The organism is Mucilaginibacter sp. Bleaf8 (genome assembly GCF_018390515.1).
GTDB lineage: Bacteria > Bacteroidota > Bacteroidia > Sphingobacteriales > Sphingobacteriaceae > Mucilaginibacter.
The window spans coordinates 794,324-813,351 of record NZ_JAHBBK010000001.1 but is presented as its reverse complement, the minus strand read 5'-3'; the positions used below and the strand labels follow the sequence as shown (position 1 = coordinate 813,351).

16 protein-coding genes are annotated in these 19,028 nt (G+C 44.9%); 10 read left to right on the top strand and 6 right to left on the bottom strand.

Annotation, left to right across the window (positions count from 1 at the left end; translation table 11 throughout):
• Positions 1-81: 81 nt before the first annotated feature.
• A complete protein-coding gene (locus tag KHS38_RS03540; RefSeq protein WP_213487118.1) occupies positions 82-978 on the top strand; it encodes a TraB/GumN family protein in 897 nt (298 codons plus the stop codon).
• Between the two features lie 10 nt (positions 979-988).
• Here KHS38_RS03540 and KHS38_RS03535 read toward each other — a convergent pair whose 3' ends face one another.
• Entirely contained in the window at positions 989-1,684 is a 696-nt protein-coding gene (locus KHS38_RS03535; RefSeq protein WP_213487117.1) for an HAD family hydrolase, read from the bottom strand.
• 135 nt (positions 1,685-1,819) lie between these two features.
• Between KHS38_RS03535 and KHS38_RS03530 the strand changes: the two genes are divergently transcribed.
• The 5 genes from KHS38_RS03530 to arsB all read left to right on the top strand — a co-directional run bounded on the left by KHS38_RS03530 (position 1,820) and on the right by arsB (position 5,642).
• On the top strand, positions 1,820-3,127 hold the full coding sequence (locus tag KHS38_RS03530) for a flavin monoamine oxidase family protein (protein ID WP_213487116.1): 1,308 nt from the start codon (positions 1,820-1,822) through the stop codon (positions 3,125-3,127).
• Between the two features lie 72 nt (positions 3,128-3,199).
• Positions 3,200-3,529 carry an ArsR/SmtB family transcription factor gene (locus KHS38_RS03525; RefSeq protein ID WP_213487115.1) on the top strand — a complete coding sequence of 110 codons (330 nt, stop codon included), beginning with the start codon at positions 3,200-3,202 and terminating at the stop codon, positions 3,527-3,529.
• Positions 3,530-3,567: 38 nt separating this feature from the next.
• Positions 3,568-4,131, top strand: coding sequence for a DUF6428 family protein (locus KHS38_RS03520; RefSeq protein WP_213487114.1), 564 nt, complete (start codon positions 3,568-3,570; stop codon positions 4,129-4,131).
• Between the two features lie 21 nt (positions 4,132-4,152).
• A complete protein-coding gene (locus KHS38_RS03515) occupies positions 4,153-4,575 on the top strand; it encodes an arsenate reductase ArsC (protein WP_213487112.1) in 423 nt (140 codons plus the stop codon).
• Positions 4,572-5,642, top strand: coding sequence for an ACR3 family arsenite efflux transporter (gene arsB / locus KHS38_RS03510; protein ID WP_213487111.1), 1,071 nt, complete (start codon positions 4,572-4,574; stop codon positions 5,640-5,642). Before KHS38_RS03515 ends, arsB begins: the two co-directional genes overlap by 4 nt.
• Positions 5,643-5,688: 46 nt before the next feature.
• Here arsB and KHS38_RS03505 read toward each other — a convergent pair whose 3' ends face one another.
• Entirely contained in the window at positions 5,689-6,615 is a 927-nt protein-coding gene (locus KHS38_RS03505; protein ID WP_213487109.1) for a LysR family transcriptional regulator, read from the bottom strand.
• Between the two features lie 90 nt (positions 6,616-6,705).
• Between KHS38_RS03505 and KHS38_RS03500 the strand changes: the two genes are divergently transcribed.
• Genes KHS38_RS03500 through KHS38_RS03490 form a run of 3 tightly spaced genes read left to right on the top strand, consistent with a single transcriptional unit; the run spans position 6,706 to position 12,617 of the window.
• Positions 6,706-8,121 carry a TolC family protein gene (locus KHS38_RS03500; RefSeq protein WP_213487107.1) on the top strand — a complete coding sequence of 472 codons (1,416 nt, stop codon included), beginning with the start codon at positions 6,706-6,708 and terminating at the stop codon, positions 8,119-8,121.
• A 25-nt stretch (positions 8,122-8,146) separates the two neighbouring features.
• The gene (locus tag KHS38_RS03495) at positions 8,147-11,410 is read left to right on the top strand and encodes an efflux RND transporter permease subunit (protein WP_213487105.1); all 3,264 of its coding nucleotides are present in this window, start codon (positions 8,147-8,149) and stop codon (positions 11,408-11,410) included.
• 52 nt (positions 11,411-11,462) lie between these two features.
• Positions 11,463-12,617, top strand: a complete 1,155-nt coding sequence (locus KHS38_RS03490) for an efflux RND transporter periplasmic adaptor subunit (RefSeq protein ID WP_213487103.1) — start codon at positions 11,463-11,465, stop codon at positions 12,615-12,617.
• Between the two features lie 160 nt (positions 12,618-12,777).
• Here KHS38_RS03490 and KHS38_RS03485 read toward each other — a convergent pair whose 3' ends face one another.
• The 3 genes from KHS38_RS03485 to rpsA form a co-directional block, all read right to left on the bottom strand.
• Complete coding sequence (locus KHS38_RS03485) at positions 12,778-13,704, bottom strand: aspartate carbamoyltransferase catalytic subunit (protein WP_213487101.1); 927 nt, start codon at positions 13,702-13,704, stop codon at positions 12,778-12,780.
• A 74-nt stretch (positions 13,705-13,778) separates the two neighbouring features.
• Positions 13,779-14,321, bottom strand: coding sequence for a bifunctional pyr operon transcriptional regulator/uracil phosphoribosyltransferase PyrR (gene pyrR / locus KHS38_RS03480; protein WP_213487099.1), 543 nt, complete (start codon positions 14,319-14,321; stop codon positions 13,779-13,781).
• 282 nt (positions 14,322-14,603) lie between these two features.
• On the bottom strand, positions 14,604-16,550 hold the full coding sequence (rpsA, locus tag KHS38_RS03475) for a 30S ribosomal protein S1 (protein WP_213487097.1): 1,947 nt from the start codon (positions 16,548-16,550) through the stop codon (positions 14,604-14,606).
• Positions 16,551-16,933: 383 nt separating this feature from the next.
• Between rpsA and KHS38_RS03470 the strand changes: the two genes are divergently transcribed.
• On the top strand, positions 16,934-18,217 hold the full coding sequence (locus tag KHS38_RS03470) for an MFS transporter (protein WP_213487095.1): 1,284 nt from the start codon (positions 16,934-16,936) through the stop codon (positions 18,215-18,217).
• A 113-nt stretch (positions 18,218-18,330) separates the two neighbouring features.
• On the opposite strand, the gene KHS38_RS03465 is transcribed toward KHS38_RS03470, so the two are convergent.
• Positions 18,331-18,840 carry a DinB family protein gene (locus tag KHS38_RS03465; protein WP_213487094.1) on the bottom strand — a complete coding sequence of 170 codons (510 nt, stop codon included), beginning with the start codon at positions 18,838-18,840 and terminating at the stop codon, positions 18,331-18,333.
• Between the last annotated feature and the right edge of the window lie 188 nt (positions 18,841-19,028).

Below are 19,028 nucleotides of genomic sequence, written 5' to 3'. Positions count from 1 at the left end.
CAGCTTTTACATTTGTTTAACCAATAAATTATCTGGATGTTTATGGTGATAACTATCAGCATTCATTCGTAAAATCAGTATATGAATCATTTCCGGCCCGTCATAATAATATTTATTTCTCTGGTTATTACCGTATTTAATTTTGCTTCTGTAAGTGCTCAGCAAAAGGGATTACTATGGCAAGTTACAGGCAGGGGCATTAAGCAACCTACTTACCTGTATGGTACCATACACCTGTTCGATACTACGCTTTACCGCGTGCCGCAATCCGTTTTAGCCAAGCTCAGCGAGACCAAACAGGTATACTTTGAGCTTGATTTTGGCAAAGTAAACCCGATGGAAATGATGAGCAGTATAATGATTACCGACAGCACACAGCGCCTGGATAAAGTACTGGATACCGCATCGTTGCACAAGTTGCAAGAAGTAATAAAAACATCGCCTATGATGCAGATGTTGGGTAATAATGCTTACCGGGTGAAACCGATTTTCCTTTCGGCATTTTTAATGAATAACGGTAAAGCGGTGGCTATAGATATGGAAATGTACAAACGAGCTCAGCAACTCAACGATTCTGTTGGCGGACTGGAAACGGTAGCGAAGCAGTTGCATGCTATAGATGCGATCCCTATGGCTACTCAGGTCAGAATGCTGAAAGATATGCTGCAGAGTTATGTATCGCCCGATATAGCCATACGTAAGATTACAGAAATTTACGTGAAGCAGGATATCGAACACATGATGACCGCAATGAACGAAAACCTGCCTATCGATGCCGACTTTAACGAGACACTGATTGTTAAACGCAACCTGGTAATGGCCAACCGTATGGTTAACCTGCTGGGTAAGCAAAGCATCATGATAGCAGTAGGCAGCGGCCACTTAGGGGGCAAAGACGGGTTGATAGCCCTGCTGCGCAAAAGAGGATATACTTTAAAAGCGGTGCCGTTTAGCTTTGTTAAAGTGGTCGGGAACTAATAGGTTGGTATTAATTATTTGATAACAAGTAAGGCAATACCTCCTGTATGCGATCTACACTCTTGAAGTTCTCATGCTCAACCTGACTGTCAATCATTTCATGGATCCAGGTGGTGTGATAGGGTACATGTATGGCGTGCCCGCCAATTTGAAGCACAGGTAAAATATCCGATTTGAGGGAGTTGCCGATCATCACCAGCTCCTGCGGCTGTATGTCCAGGTGGCGTATCAGTTTCTGATAGCTGGCCTCATCTTTTTCGGACATGATTTCTATATGATGAAAGTAATGCGCCAGTCCCGACTTTTTAAGCTTACGTTCCTGATCCAGCAAATCGCCTTTGGTGGCAACCACCAGGCGGTAGTGTGGTTGCAGGGCTTGTAACACCTGCTCAACATCCTCCAATAGTTCAACCGGGCGGTTTAGCATTTCTTTACCTAAGGCCAGTATGCGTTCGGTTGCTTCGGTACTTAACCGGCCGCTGGTGATGTTAATTGCCGCCTCAATCATCGAAAGCGTAAAACCTTTGATACCGTAACCGTATAATGACAGGTTTTTGATTTCGGTTTGCAGTAGCTCGCGCTCAATATTATGCTGCGAAAGGTACTCACCAAACATGCTGCAAAACTTCTCTTCTGTGTCTCTGAAGTAAGGTTCATTCACCCACAGGGTATCATCTGCATCAAAGGCTATTACTTTTACATTCATGGCAGTTCAGGTATTCTAAGTAACAATGATAAGGAAAATGAAAGATTTGAGGCAAATAATAATTATAGTATGGTTACAGTTGCCGGACCTTCATCCTAATAAAATTATTTATAAATTGCACGCATCTACACATCTATGGAAAAAGCAGACGTACTCATTATTGGCGCAGGTGCGGCAGGACTGATGGCGGCCTATACTTTGGCCAAAGCCGGTAAACAGGTAACCGTACTGGAAGCATGCAACCGTACCGGTGGCAGGATACATACCCTTGGTAATTCCTTGTTTTTTAAGCAGGCTGAAGTGGGAGCCGAATTTGTGCATGGGCAGCTGCCCGTTACGCTTGAATTATTACAGCAGGCAGGCATCGGTTACAGCCCCATAGATGGCGAAATGTGGCAGTACCGTAATGGTACTTTTACCAAAAATGCCGGTATGATTGAGGGGTGGGACCTGCTCATGAAAAAGCTGAACGCTTTGAAAGAAGATACTACGCTGGATGCTTTTCTGGAAACTCATTTTACCGATATCAAATTCGAGGAACTAAAAACCTCTGTACGCCGCTACGCCGCCGGCTACGATACCAGCGACCCGGCCAGAGTAAGCATGCTGGCCCTGCGCAACGAATGGCTACACGAGGACGACGAACATCAATACCGTATTGAAGGTGGTTATTGTGCGCTGATACAGTATTTAGCCAATGAAGTTAAAGCAAATAACGGGCAGATTTACCTGAACGAGCCGGTAACAGAACTGCATTGGCAGCAAGGCAATGCAAAAGTTATTACTGCGGAACAAAACAGTTACGAAGCTGATAAAGTAATTATAGCCTTGCCTTTAGGGGTACTGCAGGCACCGGCAAACCAACAGGGCGCCGTAACATTTTACCCGCCAATTGTTGCGCAGGCCGAAGCAATACAAAAAATGGGCTTCGGAGCTATCATTAAAGTTTTGCTGCAGTTTGATAATGCTTTTTGGGAAGATGAGATTACGGAGCAACTGGCAGGTGAGAGCTTGAAGGATATGCTGTTTTTGTTTTCTGATGAACAGATACCCACCTGGTGGACACAAGCTCCTGCGCATGTGCCATTACTGACTGGTTGGCTGGGCGGCACACCCGCGGAGGAATGGAAAGCATTATCGCCGGAAGAGGTATTGACCAACGCGTTACAATCATTAAGCAATATTTTTAACCGCAGCGTTGACGGATTAAAGGAGCAGCTTGTTGCCTGGCATGTTGCCAATTGGACAGCCGAACCTTACACCCGCGGGTCGTATGCTTATGATACTATAGATACTCCCGATGCATTAAAAGTACTGAGTCAACCCGTTGAGGACACCTTGTTTTTTACCGGTGAGTATATGTACAGCGGCACAGCTATGGGCACCGTAGAAGCTGCCCTGACCAGCGGGCAGAATGTAGCGAAGCAAATCATGAATTCATAGTTATGGTGGATAACCAGGAAAACTGTAGGTATGATTTGCAGTTAATATAATTAATCGTAATATTGCGATGTAATGGGAACCACAAAAAGTGAGATTTTTTCAAAACAGCAAAACCGGCTGGCCAACATGCTGAAGGCGTTGGCGCATCCGGCGCGGATTGCCATTTTGCAACATTTAATACAAGCAAACGCCTGCATTTGCGGCGATTTGGTGGAAGAGTTGGGCTTAGCGCAGGCAACTATTTCTCAGCATTTGAAAGAGCTGAAAAACGCAGGCATAATTCAAGGTACTATAGAAGGTACCAGTGTTTGTTACTGCATTGAACCTAAAGCATGGGCCGCCTTGCAGAGCGAGTTAAGCCAGTTCTTTAAATCTTATAAAGGCGGTAGCAACTGCTGCTAAAATTTTTTGGAATAATTAATCGTAATATTACAATAGATATGAATATATCAGCTATGAATTGGGAAACATTTAAGCAGCACCTGCTTTTGGAGCCGGAACTCACCTTACAATTTCAGTATGCGGAAAATATATGGGTAAATGCTGCTTATCACATTACCGAAATTAAGCAGGCGCCAATTTCCTCGGTTGATTGTGGCGGCGTGATGAACGCATGGACCGAAATTATTGTACAGCTATGGGAGCCGCAGAATGAAGAAAAGGAGGCTGCCATGAAAGTAAGCAAAGCATTGTCTATTATCGAACTGGTTGAAAAGTCATTGCCACTAAATCCAAACGGCATCGTAAAGATTGAGTTTGGCAACGCGGGGTTTGAGACACGGCATATGTTGCCTAAAGACATTATTGTATATGGTGAAAACTTGATTGTTGACCTGCGCCCCGACGCGGTTCAATGCAAAGCCATTGAACGCGGTGGTAGCTGCGGTACCAATGAGCAGGGTGAGGAGTGCTGCACTCCCGCAGTAGAAGTAAAGCCTAAAATTCAATTAGTTAATCTTGCTGTTAATCCGTCGGCATGTATGCCTGGTTCGGGTTGTTGTTAGTTGGTTTGAATATAATTTTTCATGAAAAATATTTTAGTGTTATGCACCGGCAATAGTTGTCGCAGCCAGATTGCCGAGGGGTATTTAAAGCACTTCGTACAGGGAAGAGCTAAGGTTTACAGCGCCGGAGTTGAAACGCATGGGGTGAATCCTAAAGCCATTAAAGTTATGGCTTTGGATGAAATTGATATATCGGCCAATACATCCAATCATGTAAACGAGTACGTGAATGTACCTTTCGATTATGTGATAACCGTTTGTGATAACGCTCAGGAGCGTTGCCCATACTTCCCTACAAAGGCCCAGCGTTTTCATCACAACTTCCCGGATCCAGCGAAGGCTACTGGTAGTGATGATGAGATAATGCTGGAATTTAGCCGGGTAAGGGAAATGATTAAAACCTATTGCCGGGAGTTCATTGAAAAGCATGTTCAGGAAGCATGAGTATTACCAACTGTGCTCCGGCCGCTAACCGCAGGCGGCTAAGCTTTCTTGACAGGTACCTTACCTTTTGGATATTTGCCGCCATGGCTATAGGCGTATTTATTGGCAACACATTACCTGCCATACCTGCGCTCATCAATTCTTACTCGAGCGGTACTACGAACATACCTTTAGCTATCGGATTAATACTTATGATGTATCCGCCGCTAATTAAGGTGCGTTATGAGGCATTAGGCGAGGTGTTCAAAAATACGATAATTTTAACTGCATCTTTGTTGCTCAATTGGATAATCGGTCCGGTGCTGATGTTTGGCTTGGCAGTTATGTTTTTGCATAATTATCCGGCTTACATGGTGGGTCTTATTTTAATCGGGATTGCCCGCTGCATTGCAATGGTAATTGTATGGAACGAGCTGGCCGAGGGGAACCGGGAGTATGCCGCCGGTTTAGTGGCATTAAACAGTATATTCCAAATATTACTGTATAGTTTGTATGCTTGGTTTTTCATTACCGTATTGCCCGCATGGCTGGGTCTCAAAGGAATGGTGGTTAACATCGGTATCGGCCAAATTGCGCAATCTGTAGGCTTATACTTGGGCGTACCGTTTTTTGCTGCCATTGTTAGCAGATATGGTTTGTTGAAGTTAAAAGGCAAAGAATGGTTTCAAGATAGATTTATACCCTTAATATCGCCCATTACTTTACTGGCTTTGCTATTTACAATTGTTTTGATGTTTAGCTTAAAAGGTAACCTTATTGTGCAAATTCCTTTTGATGTAGTGCGTATTGCTATACCTTTGGGCATTTACTTTGCCCTAATGTTTATAGCCAGCTTTCTTATCGGTAAGTACTTGGGTGCTGATTATGGCAGCAATACAGCCATTGCTTTTACGGCTGTCGGCAATAATTTTGAACTGGCCATAGCTGTCGCTATCGGCGTGTTCGGTATAAATTCGGGGGAGGCATTTGCAGGTGTGGTAGGTCCACTGGTAGAAGTGCCTGCACTAATCGCCTTGGTGAATGTAGCATTGTGGCTGCGGCGCAAATACCTTGTATCTGCAAAATAGCGATTGATAAAAATCGATTTACATTATTGGATTAGCTTCTTTATTTTCATACTGCCAACACCGCACTGTCCTGCTGCTCCAGCTTACCTGCAAAATGCAACTTGAGGCAATGCAAAAAGTTTTGAATGGCAGGCGTTTGCCGGCAGGTAGCCGCATACCAGGTGCGCTGGCTGATGGCCTCGGGGAGGGGCAAGGCTACCAGGTTGCTACCGTTTAAATAAGGTTTCACAATCCAGTCGGCCATTACGGTAACGCCCAGTCCGGCTTTCACCATTTCAATTACAGCATCAGTATAGTGTATACGGTGCATATTTTTCAGTTTCACTTGGTGCACCTGCAACAGGCTTTCAAACACCGGCGTGTCCTGATAAGAGGGGTCATACAAGGGCAAAATCAGCTCCTGGTTTTCGAAGTCTGTAACTTGTATGTTACTTTTCCGGGCAAAGGGGTGGTCATCGGGTACTACGATTGTAATTCGGTCGTCAAAAATAGGTTCGTAAATGATCTTGTTGTTTACCATCTGTGTGCGCACAATGGCTATATCCAGATCGCCACGCAACAGGTATTCGAGCGGCCGGCGGGTAGCATCCGACACGATTTCAATATTCACATCAGGCCACTGGGTCTTGAAGTGCTTGATGATGCCGGGCAGCCAATGATAGGCCGTATAGCACTGCATACTGATGTTTAGCTTGCCCGTTTTTCCATTCTTAAAATTGTGTATATCTTCTTCTAACGATTTGATTTCGTTTAAGATACGTTCCGCGCTCTTTAAAAAACGAAAGCCCTCTTCGGACAAGTGCAGCCGTTTGCCCTGGCGGTGAAAAACCTCCACTTCCAATGCGCTTTCCAGCTCTTTTAACTGATGGCTTAATGCCGATTGCGTAAGATGCAAAGAAGCCGCAGCCTTGGTTAAAGTGCCTTCTTTAAATATGGTATCAACCAGCCTAAAATGATGCAGTGCAACATTCATATTACAAATACTAATAAGTAGCACAAATTTAATTCATTTAATTCATATAGGCCTTACCTTTACTTTTGCTATCGGTAAAAAATCAACCCAATGTTTAACAGAATTTCAATTTCTGCGGTTTTTGCCCTCGGTATATCTGCACTAACTGTTCCTGCACACAGCCAAACCCAAAATCAGCAATTGGGAATGAAAGAGGCCATACAATTAGGCTTAGATAATTACCCGGCTATACAGGCGCGGCAAAATCAGCTCAAAGCTTCACAGTCTTACTTAAAAGAAACCAAAACCGAATACCTGCCCGACTGGAATTTTAGTGCCCAGCAGGATTATGGTACCATCAATGGGCAAAACGGCCCGTTGTACGGCTATCGTGGTTTGGCAGTATCATCGTCAGGGCCGGCACAGCCAAACCAAAATTGGAATGCAGCTTTTGGTGCATTGTATCTTACCAACGTAAATTGGGACTTTTTCACCTTTGGGCGTGCGCTCGAAAAAATCAAGGTGCAGCAGAATGTGGTAAACCGGGATAAAGCCGATCTTGGTCAGCAGCAATTTCAGCATGAAATAAGGATAGCTGCCGCTTACTTAAATTTGCTGGCCGCCCAGCGCCTGGTTAAGGTACAAAATGATAACCTGAACCGTACGCTCGAAATACGCCGCGTGGTGGTAGCTCGTGTAACCAATGGATTAAACCCTGGTGTGGATTCATCACTGGCCAATGCCGAAGTCTCCAACGCACGCATACAGCTTACCAACGCCCAGCAAAACGAGCAGGAGCAGGTAAATCAGCTTTCCCAGTATTTAGGTTTAGCCACACCGCCGCCGGATTTTGCTTTGGACAGTACCTTCATAGTCAAAAATCCTGCGGCGCCCGATCCGGCATCAAAAGTTAATTTGGATAATCACCCGGTGCTACAATATTATCGCAACCGCATCAATGTAAGCAACGAGCAAGTTAAGTATCTGCGTACTTTTGCTTTGCCAACATTCAGCTTGTTTGGTGTGTTTCAGGGCAGGGGGTCGGGTTTTCAGCCGGTGGTTACTAATGAGCCCATTGCTTATACCAGCAGCTATACCAGTGGTATTAATCCAACCCGCTATAATTACCTTGTTGGCGTTGCTACCGTTTGGAACTTTACCAGTTTGTTCCGTACAAAATATCAGGTACAGTCGCAAAAGTTCACCTCGCTGCAATACCAGGATGAGTACAATCAGGTAAGCCAGCAATTGCAAAACCAACAGGCCCTGGCCGAAACGCGCATCAATAATGCCTTGCGCAATTCGGTAGAAGCACCGCAGCAAATTAAGGCGGCCAGCGATGCCTATATTCAAAAAACAACCTTGTATCGTAACGGCCTGGCCAACATTACCGATTTGCAACAGGCGCTGTTTACGCTATATCGTGCCGAAACCAACAATTACATAGCGTATAATAACGTTTGGCAGGCCCTGCTTTACAAAGCAGCATCAACCGGCGACTTTGACCTGTTTATCAATAATTTTTAAGCATTCTCCATACTATCTATCATAAATGGGATTAATCAGATTTGCACTACGCCGGCCCATCACCATCCTGGTGCTGGTGGCCGGGATGTTCTTCTTCGGTCTTAACGCCGTTCGGAGCATCAAGATCGATATCTTTCCGGATCTTAATCTGCCGGTTATTTACATATCACACCCTTATGGCGGTTACACACCAAGCCAAATGGAATCGTACTTTGGTAAGCAGTATGTGAATTTGCTGCTGTACGTTTCGGGGGTTAAAAGTATCGAAACCCGTAACATTCAGGGTATAACATTAATTAAGCTAACTTTTTACGAGGGCACCAACATGGCCCAGGCCGCCGCGGAGGTTACAGGCTATACCAACCGGGCCCAGGCCATTTTTCCGCCCGGTACACAGCCGCCGTTCATTTTGCGGTTTGATGCCTCAACGCTGCCGGTGGGGCAACTGGTGTTAAGCAGTCCTAAGCGCAGCAATAATGAGTTACTCGATCTGGCTAACGTATACGTGCGTTCATCGTTTACCTCTATTCCGGGGTTAGTGGCACCGGCGCCGTTCGGTGGTAATACACGTACGGTAGTGATTAAGGTCGACCCCCAACTGCTACGCTCGCACAACCTTACACCCGACCAGATTGTAACCGCCCTGCGAGAGAACAACCAAAACAGTCCGGCTGGTAACGTGCGCATTGGCGATTACAACTATCTAACGCCAAGCAATACTTCTATCAAAACCATTCCCGATTTTGGCAATATACCGCTATACCGTAACGGTGTGCAAACCTTGTTTTTACGTGACGTAGCCACTGTGGAAGACGGTGCGGATATCACCAGCAGCTACGCTCTCATTAACGGCAAACGTTCGGTATACCTGCCTATCACCAAATCATCCGACGCATCAACCTGGGAAGTGGTTCAGAATCTGAAAAAAGCCATACCGCGCTTCCAGAGCCTGTTGCCAGAGGATGTGAAGCTGTCTTACGAGTTCGACCAATCAGTATATGTAATCAACGCCGTAAAAAGTTTGGCCGAAGAAGGCGCCATCGGCGCAGTGCTTACCGGTTTAATGGTATTGTTATTTTTAGGCGATAAACGTGGGGCGTTAATCGTAATCCTCACGATTCCGGCATCCATCATATCCGGTATATTGTTCCTGTCGCTGTTCCACCAAACCATTAATATCATGACGCTGAGCGGCCTTTCGCTGGCCATCGGAATTTTAGTGGATGAATCGACGGTGACTATCGAAAATATACACCAGCACTTTGATATGGGTAAGCCCAAGGCCCTTGCTATCTGGGATGCTTGTAAGGAGATTGCTTTCCCGAAATTATTGATTCTGTTCTGTATCCTGGCAGTGTTTGCACCGGCCTTCACCATGAAGGGTATTCCGGGCGCGCTGTTCTTGCCGCTGGCGCTGGCTATAGGGTTTTCCATGATCACCTCATACTTTCTGGCGCAAACCTTCGTGCCCATCATGGCCAACTGGATCATGAAGAACGAGCATGAAAAGAAAAACTTTGCGCTGGAAGATGAAGGCAATGAAGAGGAAGAAAAAGAAGAAATGATTAAACATGCCATGGAAGATCATGGTGGTAAGCAAACAAAATTTGATAAATTCAGGTTCCGTTTTATCCGCTGGATGGATAGCATGCTGCCGCACCGTAAGCTGATTGTAGGCGTTTATGCTGTGGTAGCAATTGGTTTAGCTTTGTTGCTGTTTACCACCATAGGCCGCGATGTGTTACCTAAAGTAAACTCAGGCACTTTCCAGGTGCGCCTGCGTGCGCCCGATGGTACCCGTTTGGAGCGTACCGAGGCCATCACTGTAAAAGCGCTGAAAGTGCTGGGCGATATGGTGGGCAAAGATAAAATAGCCGTTACATCAGCATTTGTGGGCGCGCACCCGTCGCAGTTTTCAACCAGTCCGATATATCTGTTTATGGCCGGCCCGCATGAGGCGGTTATGCAGGTAAACCTAAGCGAAGAATTTGAAGGTAATCTGGATGATGTAAAAGAAGATTTCAGGGCGCGTATGCACAAAGCGCTGCCTAACGTCAAATTATCGTTTGAGCCTATTGAGCTGACGGATAAAATCCTGAGTCAGGGTTCGCCAACACCGGTTGAGGTGGCTATATCCGGAAAAAACAAAAAGCAGAATGTGGTTTATGCTTACAAAGTACTTGAAAAGCTGAAACAAATTAACTACATGCGCGATGTGCAGATAGCCCAGTCGTTTAAGTACCCCTCTATCAACATCAATATTGATCGTGTGCGTGCTGCACAATTAGGGTTAGGGCTGGGCGATATCTCCCGCTCGTTAACCGCATCCACCTCATCGTCTCGCTTTACCGAAAAAAACGTTTGGCTGGATGAAAAAGTAGGTTTGAGCTATAACGTACAAGTGCAGGTACCCGAATACCAGATGGCGAGTGTGAACGATATACGCGAGATACCGGTAACTGCCAATCAGCGACGTCCGGTATTAGGAGATGTAGCCGATGTGAAAGTAGATACCACTTATGGCGAAAATGATGATATAGGCGCTATCCCAACTATTTCGGTAACAGCCAACTTGAACAAGATGGATCTGGGTACCGCTACGGATGATGTGCAGAAAGTAATTAAATCGTTAGGCGAACTGCCCCGCGGGTTAACTATTGAGCCGCGCGGTTTAGGGCAAACCCTTACCGATACGCTGGGTAGCTTACAGTCGGGCTTAATGATTGCCATTTTGGTGATTTACCTTATGCTGGCAGCTAATTTCCAATCGTTTAAAATGTCGTTTGTGGTATTGTCAACCGTTCCTGCAGTAATTTTTGGATCACTTCTGTTGGTAATGTCTACCGGCGCTACCCTGAACCTGCAATCGTACATGGGGATGATCATGTCCGTCGGGGTGTCTATCTCCAACGCGGTATTACTGATTACCAATGCCGAAGAACTGCGCAAGTTTAACGGCGATGCTTTGAAATCAGCCCGCGAGGCAGTGGCTCTGCGCTTACGCCCGATTTTAATGACCAGTTTGGCCATGATTGTGGGTATGATTCCGATGGCGTCTGGCCTGGGCGAAGGTGGCGACCAAACCTCGCCACTTGGCCGTGCGGTTATTGGCGGATTGCTGTTTTCCACCCTCGCATCGCTGCTTATCTTGCCGTTGGTATTTGCCTGGGTGCAAGGTAACACAACCACGCAATCGGTATCGCTTGATCCGGAAGACGAGGAAAGCAAATACTATGTACCTGCACATCACGGATCAACAGCAAAAGTTGTACAGCCGGCAGGAAATTAAATCGTAACAATTGCAATAAATAATCATTCATACCATCATCAGTTCCATAACAATGAAAGTTCTGAATCATACATATATCTGTTCTGTATTATTGGCTGCAGCTACGCTGAGTTTCACGGCCTGCCATTCAGATGAAAAAGAAAAAGAAGAAAAGCAAGAAGCGCAGCGCCAGCAACAGGATATTGAAGTGCCGCCCGTACAAGTAGTAACGCTTACCAAAGGCAAGCTGTCGTCGAACCTGCAGGTGCCCGGCGAGCTGGCCCCTTTTCAACAGGTAAACTTGTATGCCAAAATTAATAGCTATGTAAAGCAGTACCTGGCCGATGTTGGGTCGGAAGTGCGCAAGGGGCAGTTGCTTATCCAACTGGAGGCACCCGAAATTAATTCTCAGCTCAATTCGGCCAAAGCGCGTATACGCCAGCAGGAGGCATTGTATCTGGCCAGTAAAGCCAACTACGATCGTTTATACAACACCAGCAAAACGCCGGGTACCATTGCCCAGAATGATATTGACCAGGCCGAAGCCCGTAAAAAAGCTGACTATGCCAACCTGGAAGCCGCCAAAGCATCCTACCAGGAAATTGCATCCAACTTAACCTATCTGCAAATCAGGGCGCCATTTGATGGCGTAGTATCTGAACGTAATGCCAGCATGGGGGCTTATGTTGGCCCGGCAGGGCAGGGCTCGGCACTGCCATTAATGGTTATACAACAGCAAAAGAAACTCCGTTTGATCATTTCCGTGCCGGAGATAAATACCGGCGGATTAAGCAATCAGGGTGAAGTTGATTTTACAGTGCGAGCATTACCTAACCAAAACTTCAAAGCCCGTATCAAGCGTATGGCTGGTTCGCTCGATGCCCGCCTGCGTTCAGAGCGTTTGGAAATGGATGTGGAAAATAATAGCAAAAAATTACTGCCCGGTATGTATGCCGAAGTAAGCGTTCCACTTAAAACAAAAGACAGCACATTTGTAGTGCCCGGCAGTGCTGTGGTGCAATCAACCGAACGTGTGTTTGTGATCCGTATTGATGCCAATAGACGTGCACAATGGATTGATGTACAAAAAGGCCTGCAAGGTAAAGAAGGTATAGAAATTTACAGTAAAGAACTTAATGCCGGTGACAAGTTGGTTAAGACTGCAACAGATGAAATTCGGGATGGGCAACCAGTTAAGGAAACTGCTGCAGAAGAAAAGAAAGATTAAGCGATAACAACCTATTACACGACAGAGAGGCAACCCAATGGTTGCCTTCTTTGTTTGCAGTTGTTTCAAGAGTGGAAAGGGCCAACCCTACAAAAAAGGCTTAATAGTATGCTTACGTAAGCACATGCCATTAAGCCTTTGCCATGTTTCAATATAAAGATTATGCGCCCTGACCGGCCAGCAGGTACAGTACGGCCATACGCACAGCTACACCATTTTCTACCTGATCGAGGATGATAGATTGCTTGCTGTCGGCTACATCGCTGGTAATTTCCACACCGCGGTTGATAGGACCGGGGTGCATGATGGTGATTTCTTTATCCAGGTTATCCAGTATCTGCTTGTTTAAGCCGTACAGCATGCTGTACTCGCGCAGGGAAGGGAAGTATTTAATATCCTGACGCTCCAGCTGGATGCGTAGCATGTTGGCTACATCGCACCAGTTAAGGGCTTTAATTAAATCGTGTTCTACTTTGACACCTAATGAGCCAATGTATTTTGGGATAAGCGTAGTAGGGCCGCATACCATCACTTCGGCGCCTAATTGCTTAAGGCAAAGTATGTTGGATAAAGCCACACGCGAGTGCAATACGTCGCCAACAATCACAACTTTTTTACCTGCTACATCGCCATACTTTTCGCGGATGGAAAAAGCGTCCAGCAGTGCCTGTGTAGGGTGTTCATGTGCGCCGTCGCCAGCGTTTACAATTTGTGCCTTTACGTGTTTTGACAGAAATATGCCGGCACCAGCATAGGGGTGGCGCATTACCACCATATCCACTTTCATGGCCAGGATATTGTTTACCGTGTCAATCAGTGTTTCGCCTTTGCTTACTGACGATGAGGAAGCCGCAAAGTTCAGCGTATCGGCCGACAGGCGGCGCTCGGCCAGTTCAAACGACAAGCGTGTACGGGTGGAGTTTTCAAAAAAGACGTTGGCAATGGTTACATCCCGCAACGAAGGTACCTTTTTGATAGGCCGGTTAATAACCGATTTAAAGTTGTCGGCCGTTTCAAAAATCAGTTCAATATCATTACGGTTTAAATCTTTAATTCCTAATAAGTGTCGTGTGCTTAGCCCTGCCATTGTTTATATTTCGGAAATCGAATGTTCGATTGCGGAGTTAGTATATATAAGTTCGTTAATTCTAAAATTCAGTTTCAGGCATTTTCTGATACCAGTACAATTTTGTCTTCCTGATCGGTTTCTTTCCAGCTTACCACCACTTTTTGCGAAGCAATAGAATCCACTTCAATGCCCACATAATCGGCCATGACTGGTATGTGGCGCGAATAGCGACGATCAACCAGGGTAAGCAGTTCTACCTTGCCGGGGCGGCCAAATGCCAGCATGGCATCCATAGCGGCGCGAATGGTACGACCGGTCCACAGTACATCATCCATCAAAATCACTTTCTTGCCTTCAATTATAAAGTCAATACGGGTTTGATTGGGTACCAGCGGTGTTTCGCGGCGGCGGAAGTCATCACGGTAAAAGGTGATGTCCAGGTCGCCCTGCATAATGGGTTTGTTAAGTATCTTTTGAAGTTCTTCGGCTACGCGGCGGGCCAGGTAAACGCCCCGGGGTTGTATGCCAATAATTACGGAATCCGAAAAATCGTTATGGTTTTCGATGAGCTGCCGGCAAAGGCGCTGTATAGTGATCTGAAATTTCTGACCGTCAAGCAACGTTAAGTTTTGCATCGTTTCGGTAGGTTTTGGCAAAGGTATAAAAAATATCATTACCCATGCCTGTAGTTTGTAAAACCTTTGTAAGCGTTGAAAAGTGAATATTGTATTAATACATGTGAGCGTGTTCCTTGTTTTTTTATATGGTTTTATGAGGCAGCCACTTACGGTATGGGTTAGGTTCCTTGGTAACCTTTGTACGGGCTAATTCGGACCAGCAATTTAAAGAAGAATTTTTGACAATAAAAAAGGCCTGCGCAAAAGCGCAGGCCTTTAAAAGAGGAATTTATTTAATGACTATTTGTTTTCGTCGTTAGATTTGCGTGCTTGATTTTCAGCACCTTCCATCTGCTCTTTCAGTTGAGCCAATACGCTCAGATCACCTAAGGTTGATTTTTCAACTGATTCTTTCACTTTTTTCACAGCACTGTTAGCAGCTTTCGCTTCTTTTTTGCGGTTCTCAAAGTCCTGAACTCTTGCTTCAGCACGTAGATCTTCCCAGATGCGTGAGTGAGAGATAACGATACGTTTGTTATCTTTACCGAACTCGATGATTTTGAATTCAGCAGTTTCGTCAGCTTTTAACGATTTGCCGTCTTCTCTCACCAGGTGTTTGGTAGGCGCAAAGCCTTCAACACCGTAAGGTAAAGCTACAACTGCACCTTTATCAGTTACTTTCAATACTGTACCTTCATGAACTGAATCAACGGTGAAGATAGTTTCGAAAGTATCCCAAGGGTTTTCTTCCAGTTGTTTGTGGCCTAAGCTCAGTTTGCGGTTTTCGATATCCAGCTCTAAAACAACCACGTCTAATTTTTCACCTACTTTAGTGAATTCGTTAGGGTGATTTACTTTTTTAGACCAAGAAAGGTCAGAGATGTGAATCAGGCCGTCAATACCGTCTTCCAGTTCAACAAACACACCGAAGTTAGTCATGTTTTTAACGGTGGCTACGTGTTGTGTACCAACAGCGTATCTTTCGCCAGCGTTTTGCCATGGATCAGGCGTTAATTGTTTAATACCTAATGACATTTTGCGCTCTTCGCGGTCTAAAGTTAAAACTTGAGCTTCAACTTCGTCACCTACTTTCAGGAATTCCTGAGGGTTGCGCAGGTTTTGTGACCATGACATTTCTGATACGTGGATCAAACCTTCAACACCTGGAGTGATTTCAAGGAATGCGCCGTAATCAGCCACGGTAACAATTTTACCTTTAACGTGTGAACCTACTTGGATAGCCTCATCAAGGTTTTGCCAAGGGTGTGGAGTTAATTGTTTTAAGCCCAGAGCGATACGTTTTTTCTCGTCATCGAAATCAAGCACAACAACGTTGATTTTTTGATCCAATGCCAATACTTCTTTCGGATGCTCGATACGGCCCCATGAAATATCGGTAATGTGCAGTAAGCCGTCAACGCCACCCAAGTCGATGAATACACCGAAGTCGGTAATGTTTTTAACGGTACCTTCCAGTACCTGACCTTTTTCAAGGCGTGCAACAATTTCAATTTTTTGGTTTTCCAAATCGTCTTCGATCAGCACTTTGTGCGATACCACTACGTTCTTAAACTCGTGGTTGATCTTAACAACTTTGAACTCCATAGTTTTGCCCACATAGATATCGTAATCGCGGATAGGCTTAATATCAATTTGTGAACCTGGTAAGAAGGCTTCAACGCCCATTATATCTACAATCAAACCACCTTTAGTACGGCTTTTCACAAAACCGGTGATGATCTCATCGTTAGTTAATGCATCATTAATGCGCTCCCATGATTTTTGAGTTTTAGCACGTTTGCGAGAAAGTACTAACTGACCGTTAACATCTTCCTGAGATTCTACAAACACGTCAACTTCGTCGCCGATTTTCAGGTCAGGCATATCACGGAATTCAGACAATGATACCATACCATCAGATTTGAAGCCGATGTTCAATACCACGTCTTTGTTGTTGATGTTTACTACAGTACCGGTGATGATTTCGCCTTGGTTGATAGAGCTGAAAGTGCCATCAATCATTGCTTCAAATTTCTCACGGTCAGCATCGCTGTAGTTACCAAATTTTTTGTCGTCAGCATCCCAGTCAAAATCATTGCTGTTAGCTGCGATCTTAGATTTGATTTCATCAATAGAGATTGAATCAGCTTCTGACTCAATAGTTTCTTTTTCTGTTGACGCTGTAACTGTTCCCAGTTCAGCCTCTTTAGATTTTAATTCTTTTTCTGCTTCTTGTTTTTTTGCCATTAAATAAATTGTCTCCTTTTCCCAATACAATTGGGACTGCAAAGGTACGTAATTAATTTTCGTAAATAAAAATAAATAAATTGTTAAATGCTGATTTTGAAGCGGTTTTGCAGCTTTTTATTAAACCGGGCTGTATGTAATGTACATGCTTTGTCCAGCTGCAATCAGCTTTGTAAGTGTAAATCATTAACAATAATATCAAACCTAACGCTTCAGTTAAGTTGGGTAAGCTATTGATAGTTAGCTATTGTCATGCCTGTAAAATCTTCAGGTAATAAAGCTGATACAGGGTAGCATAAGCGCTTTTGCTTGTGCACATTTGCAGCGCTTTGTACAAATGCAGATTCGTGCAAACAGATTTAATATCTGCAGTTTTAATTATTATGGCAGCATTATCAGACACGTTCCGGTCGCTAAAATACCATAACTTCCGGCTTTATTTCACCGGGCAGTCTATATCGCTCATCGGTACTTGGATGGAGCGCATCTCGGTAAACTGGTTGGTGTATACTACTACACATTCGGCACTTATGCTGGGCGTGGTCAATTTTGCAGGGCAAATACCTACGCTATTATTGTCGCCATACGGCGGTGCCATATCCGACAGGCATAACCGCTACCGGGTGTTGCTTACCACTCAAATTGCGGCCATGATACAGGCCAGTATTATGGCCGTTTTGGTACTTACCCATACCTATAATCTCGCAGCCATTATATCCTTGAATGTTGTGCTGGGTATTATCAATGCTTTTGATACGCCCTCGCGCCAGTCGCTCATGATACGGCTTATCGAAGATAAAAAAGATTTGCAAAATGCCATTGCACTTAATTCATCCATGGTAAACCTGGCCCGGTTGCTGGGGCCGGCGGTAGCAGGCGTACTATTAACTACAGTAGGCACGGGAATCTGCTTTTTGCTAAATGCGCTCAGCTTTATTGCCGTGATTATTTCTTTGCTGCTCATGAAGCTGCCACCAATAGATGTGAAGAAGTCAGCCGAGAGCGTTTGGCAAAATCTGCAGCAGGGCTATAGCTATTTGCAACAAAACAGCAACCTTAAATTGATGATTTTGCTGATGGCTTCTACCAGTTTTTTTGTAATGCCTTTTACTACCCTGATGCCTGTGTTTGCCAAAGATGTATTTAAGGGTAATGCAGCTACTTATAGTGCACTAAACAGTATTTCAGGGCTGGGCTCCCTTATTGGGGCTATTTATATGGCCGGATTTAAAACAACCAAAAATATAAGAAAGGTTACGGTTTACGCCTGCGGTTTGTTTGGCCTGGGCATAGCCGTTTTTGCCTGGTGTGCCAATTTTTGGCTGGCCTTGGTGTTTATTATGATAGCCGGAGCGGGTACCATGATGCAAATAGCCGGAACCAACACCTATATACAAACTAATGTACGCGACGATATGCGGGGCCGTGTAATCAGCTATTACGCAATGGCATTTTTAGGTATGCAACCGCTAGGAAGCTTTCTGGCCGGCTTAGGTGCTCACCATATTAGTCCGCGTATGATTTTGTTTATTGAGGGATTGGCTGGTGTAGTTACGGCTGTTCTGTTCGCTATATTGTTCAAGCGGGATGCGGCTAAGCAAATTGAAGGAACTGGAGTTGGGAGAGTGATGAGCGAGGATGGAAAGCGTATGGAGATTGGAGAGTGAGGAGAAAAGGGTGATCAATATATGAGATTAGGAACCTTATATAAATAATATCCCGGATGCAGGCTTTGAATAGCCGTCATCCGGGATTATTATACTAACAATATAGCTTCTGTTTATGAACGATCCCAGAATGCGGGTGGTTCAATACCGAGCGAACGCAGGTATACATAGGCTTGCCCGCGGTGATGTATTTCATTATCTATTAAATAAAGCAGGGTGCTACATACGGTGCCTTCATACATTCCAAAAGCGCGTATTTTTTCCGAAAAACGATGGATGTCTATCTGCGGGCTCAGCTTATCAATCAATTCCGTTACCTCATCCCACCATTTCAAGAAAGCCGCTTTATCTTGCGGATGGTTGCCACTCACGTGCGATAGTTCCTGCAGAGATTTCCATTTTCCGGTTACAATACCTTGTATACCAGCTTCGGCCAAATCTGTAATTTCCAAAAGCAGATGCGCGAACGGGCGCATGCCGCCAATGGCGTAAGTGAAGAAATGCTCATCAGGATAGGCGGCAATAACTTTACGGGTAAGCCGGCGATGTTCCTGCCAGTGTGTAAAAAGTTGTTCGGGCGTTATTACGCTGTTGTTCGGAGTGATGGTATCTGCTGTTTGCATAATGTTGGTTGTTTGTTCTGGAAGCAAAGAAAAGGCAGCGTAGTGACAACCCTATGTCAGCAGTAAGAAGCTAATTGCAAAAATTTGTGTAGCCATACTTTCATAGTAAGCTTCTATTGAATAGAATTAAACCTGTTCTGTATAATGGAGGGCGGTAATACATCTTGCGCCTATTTCCACTCCATAAT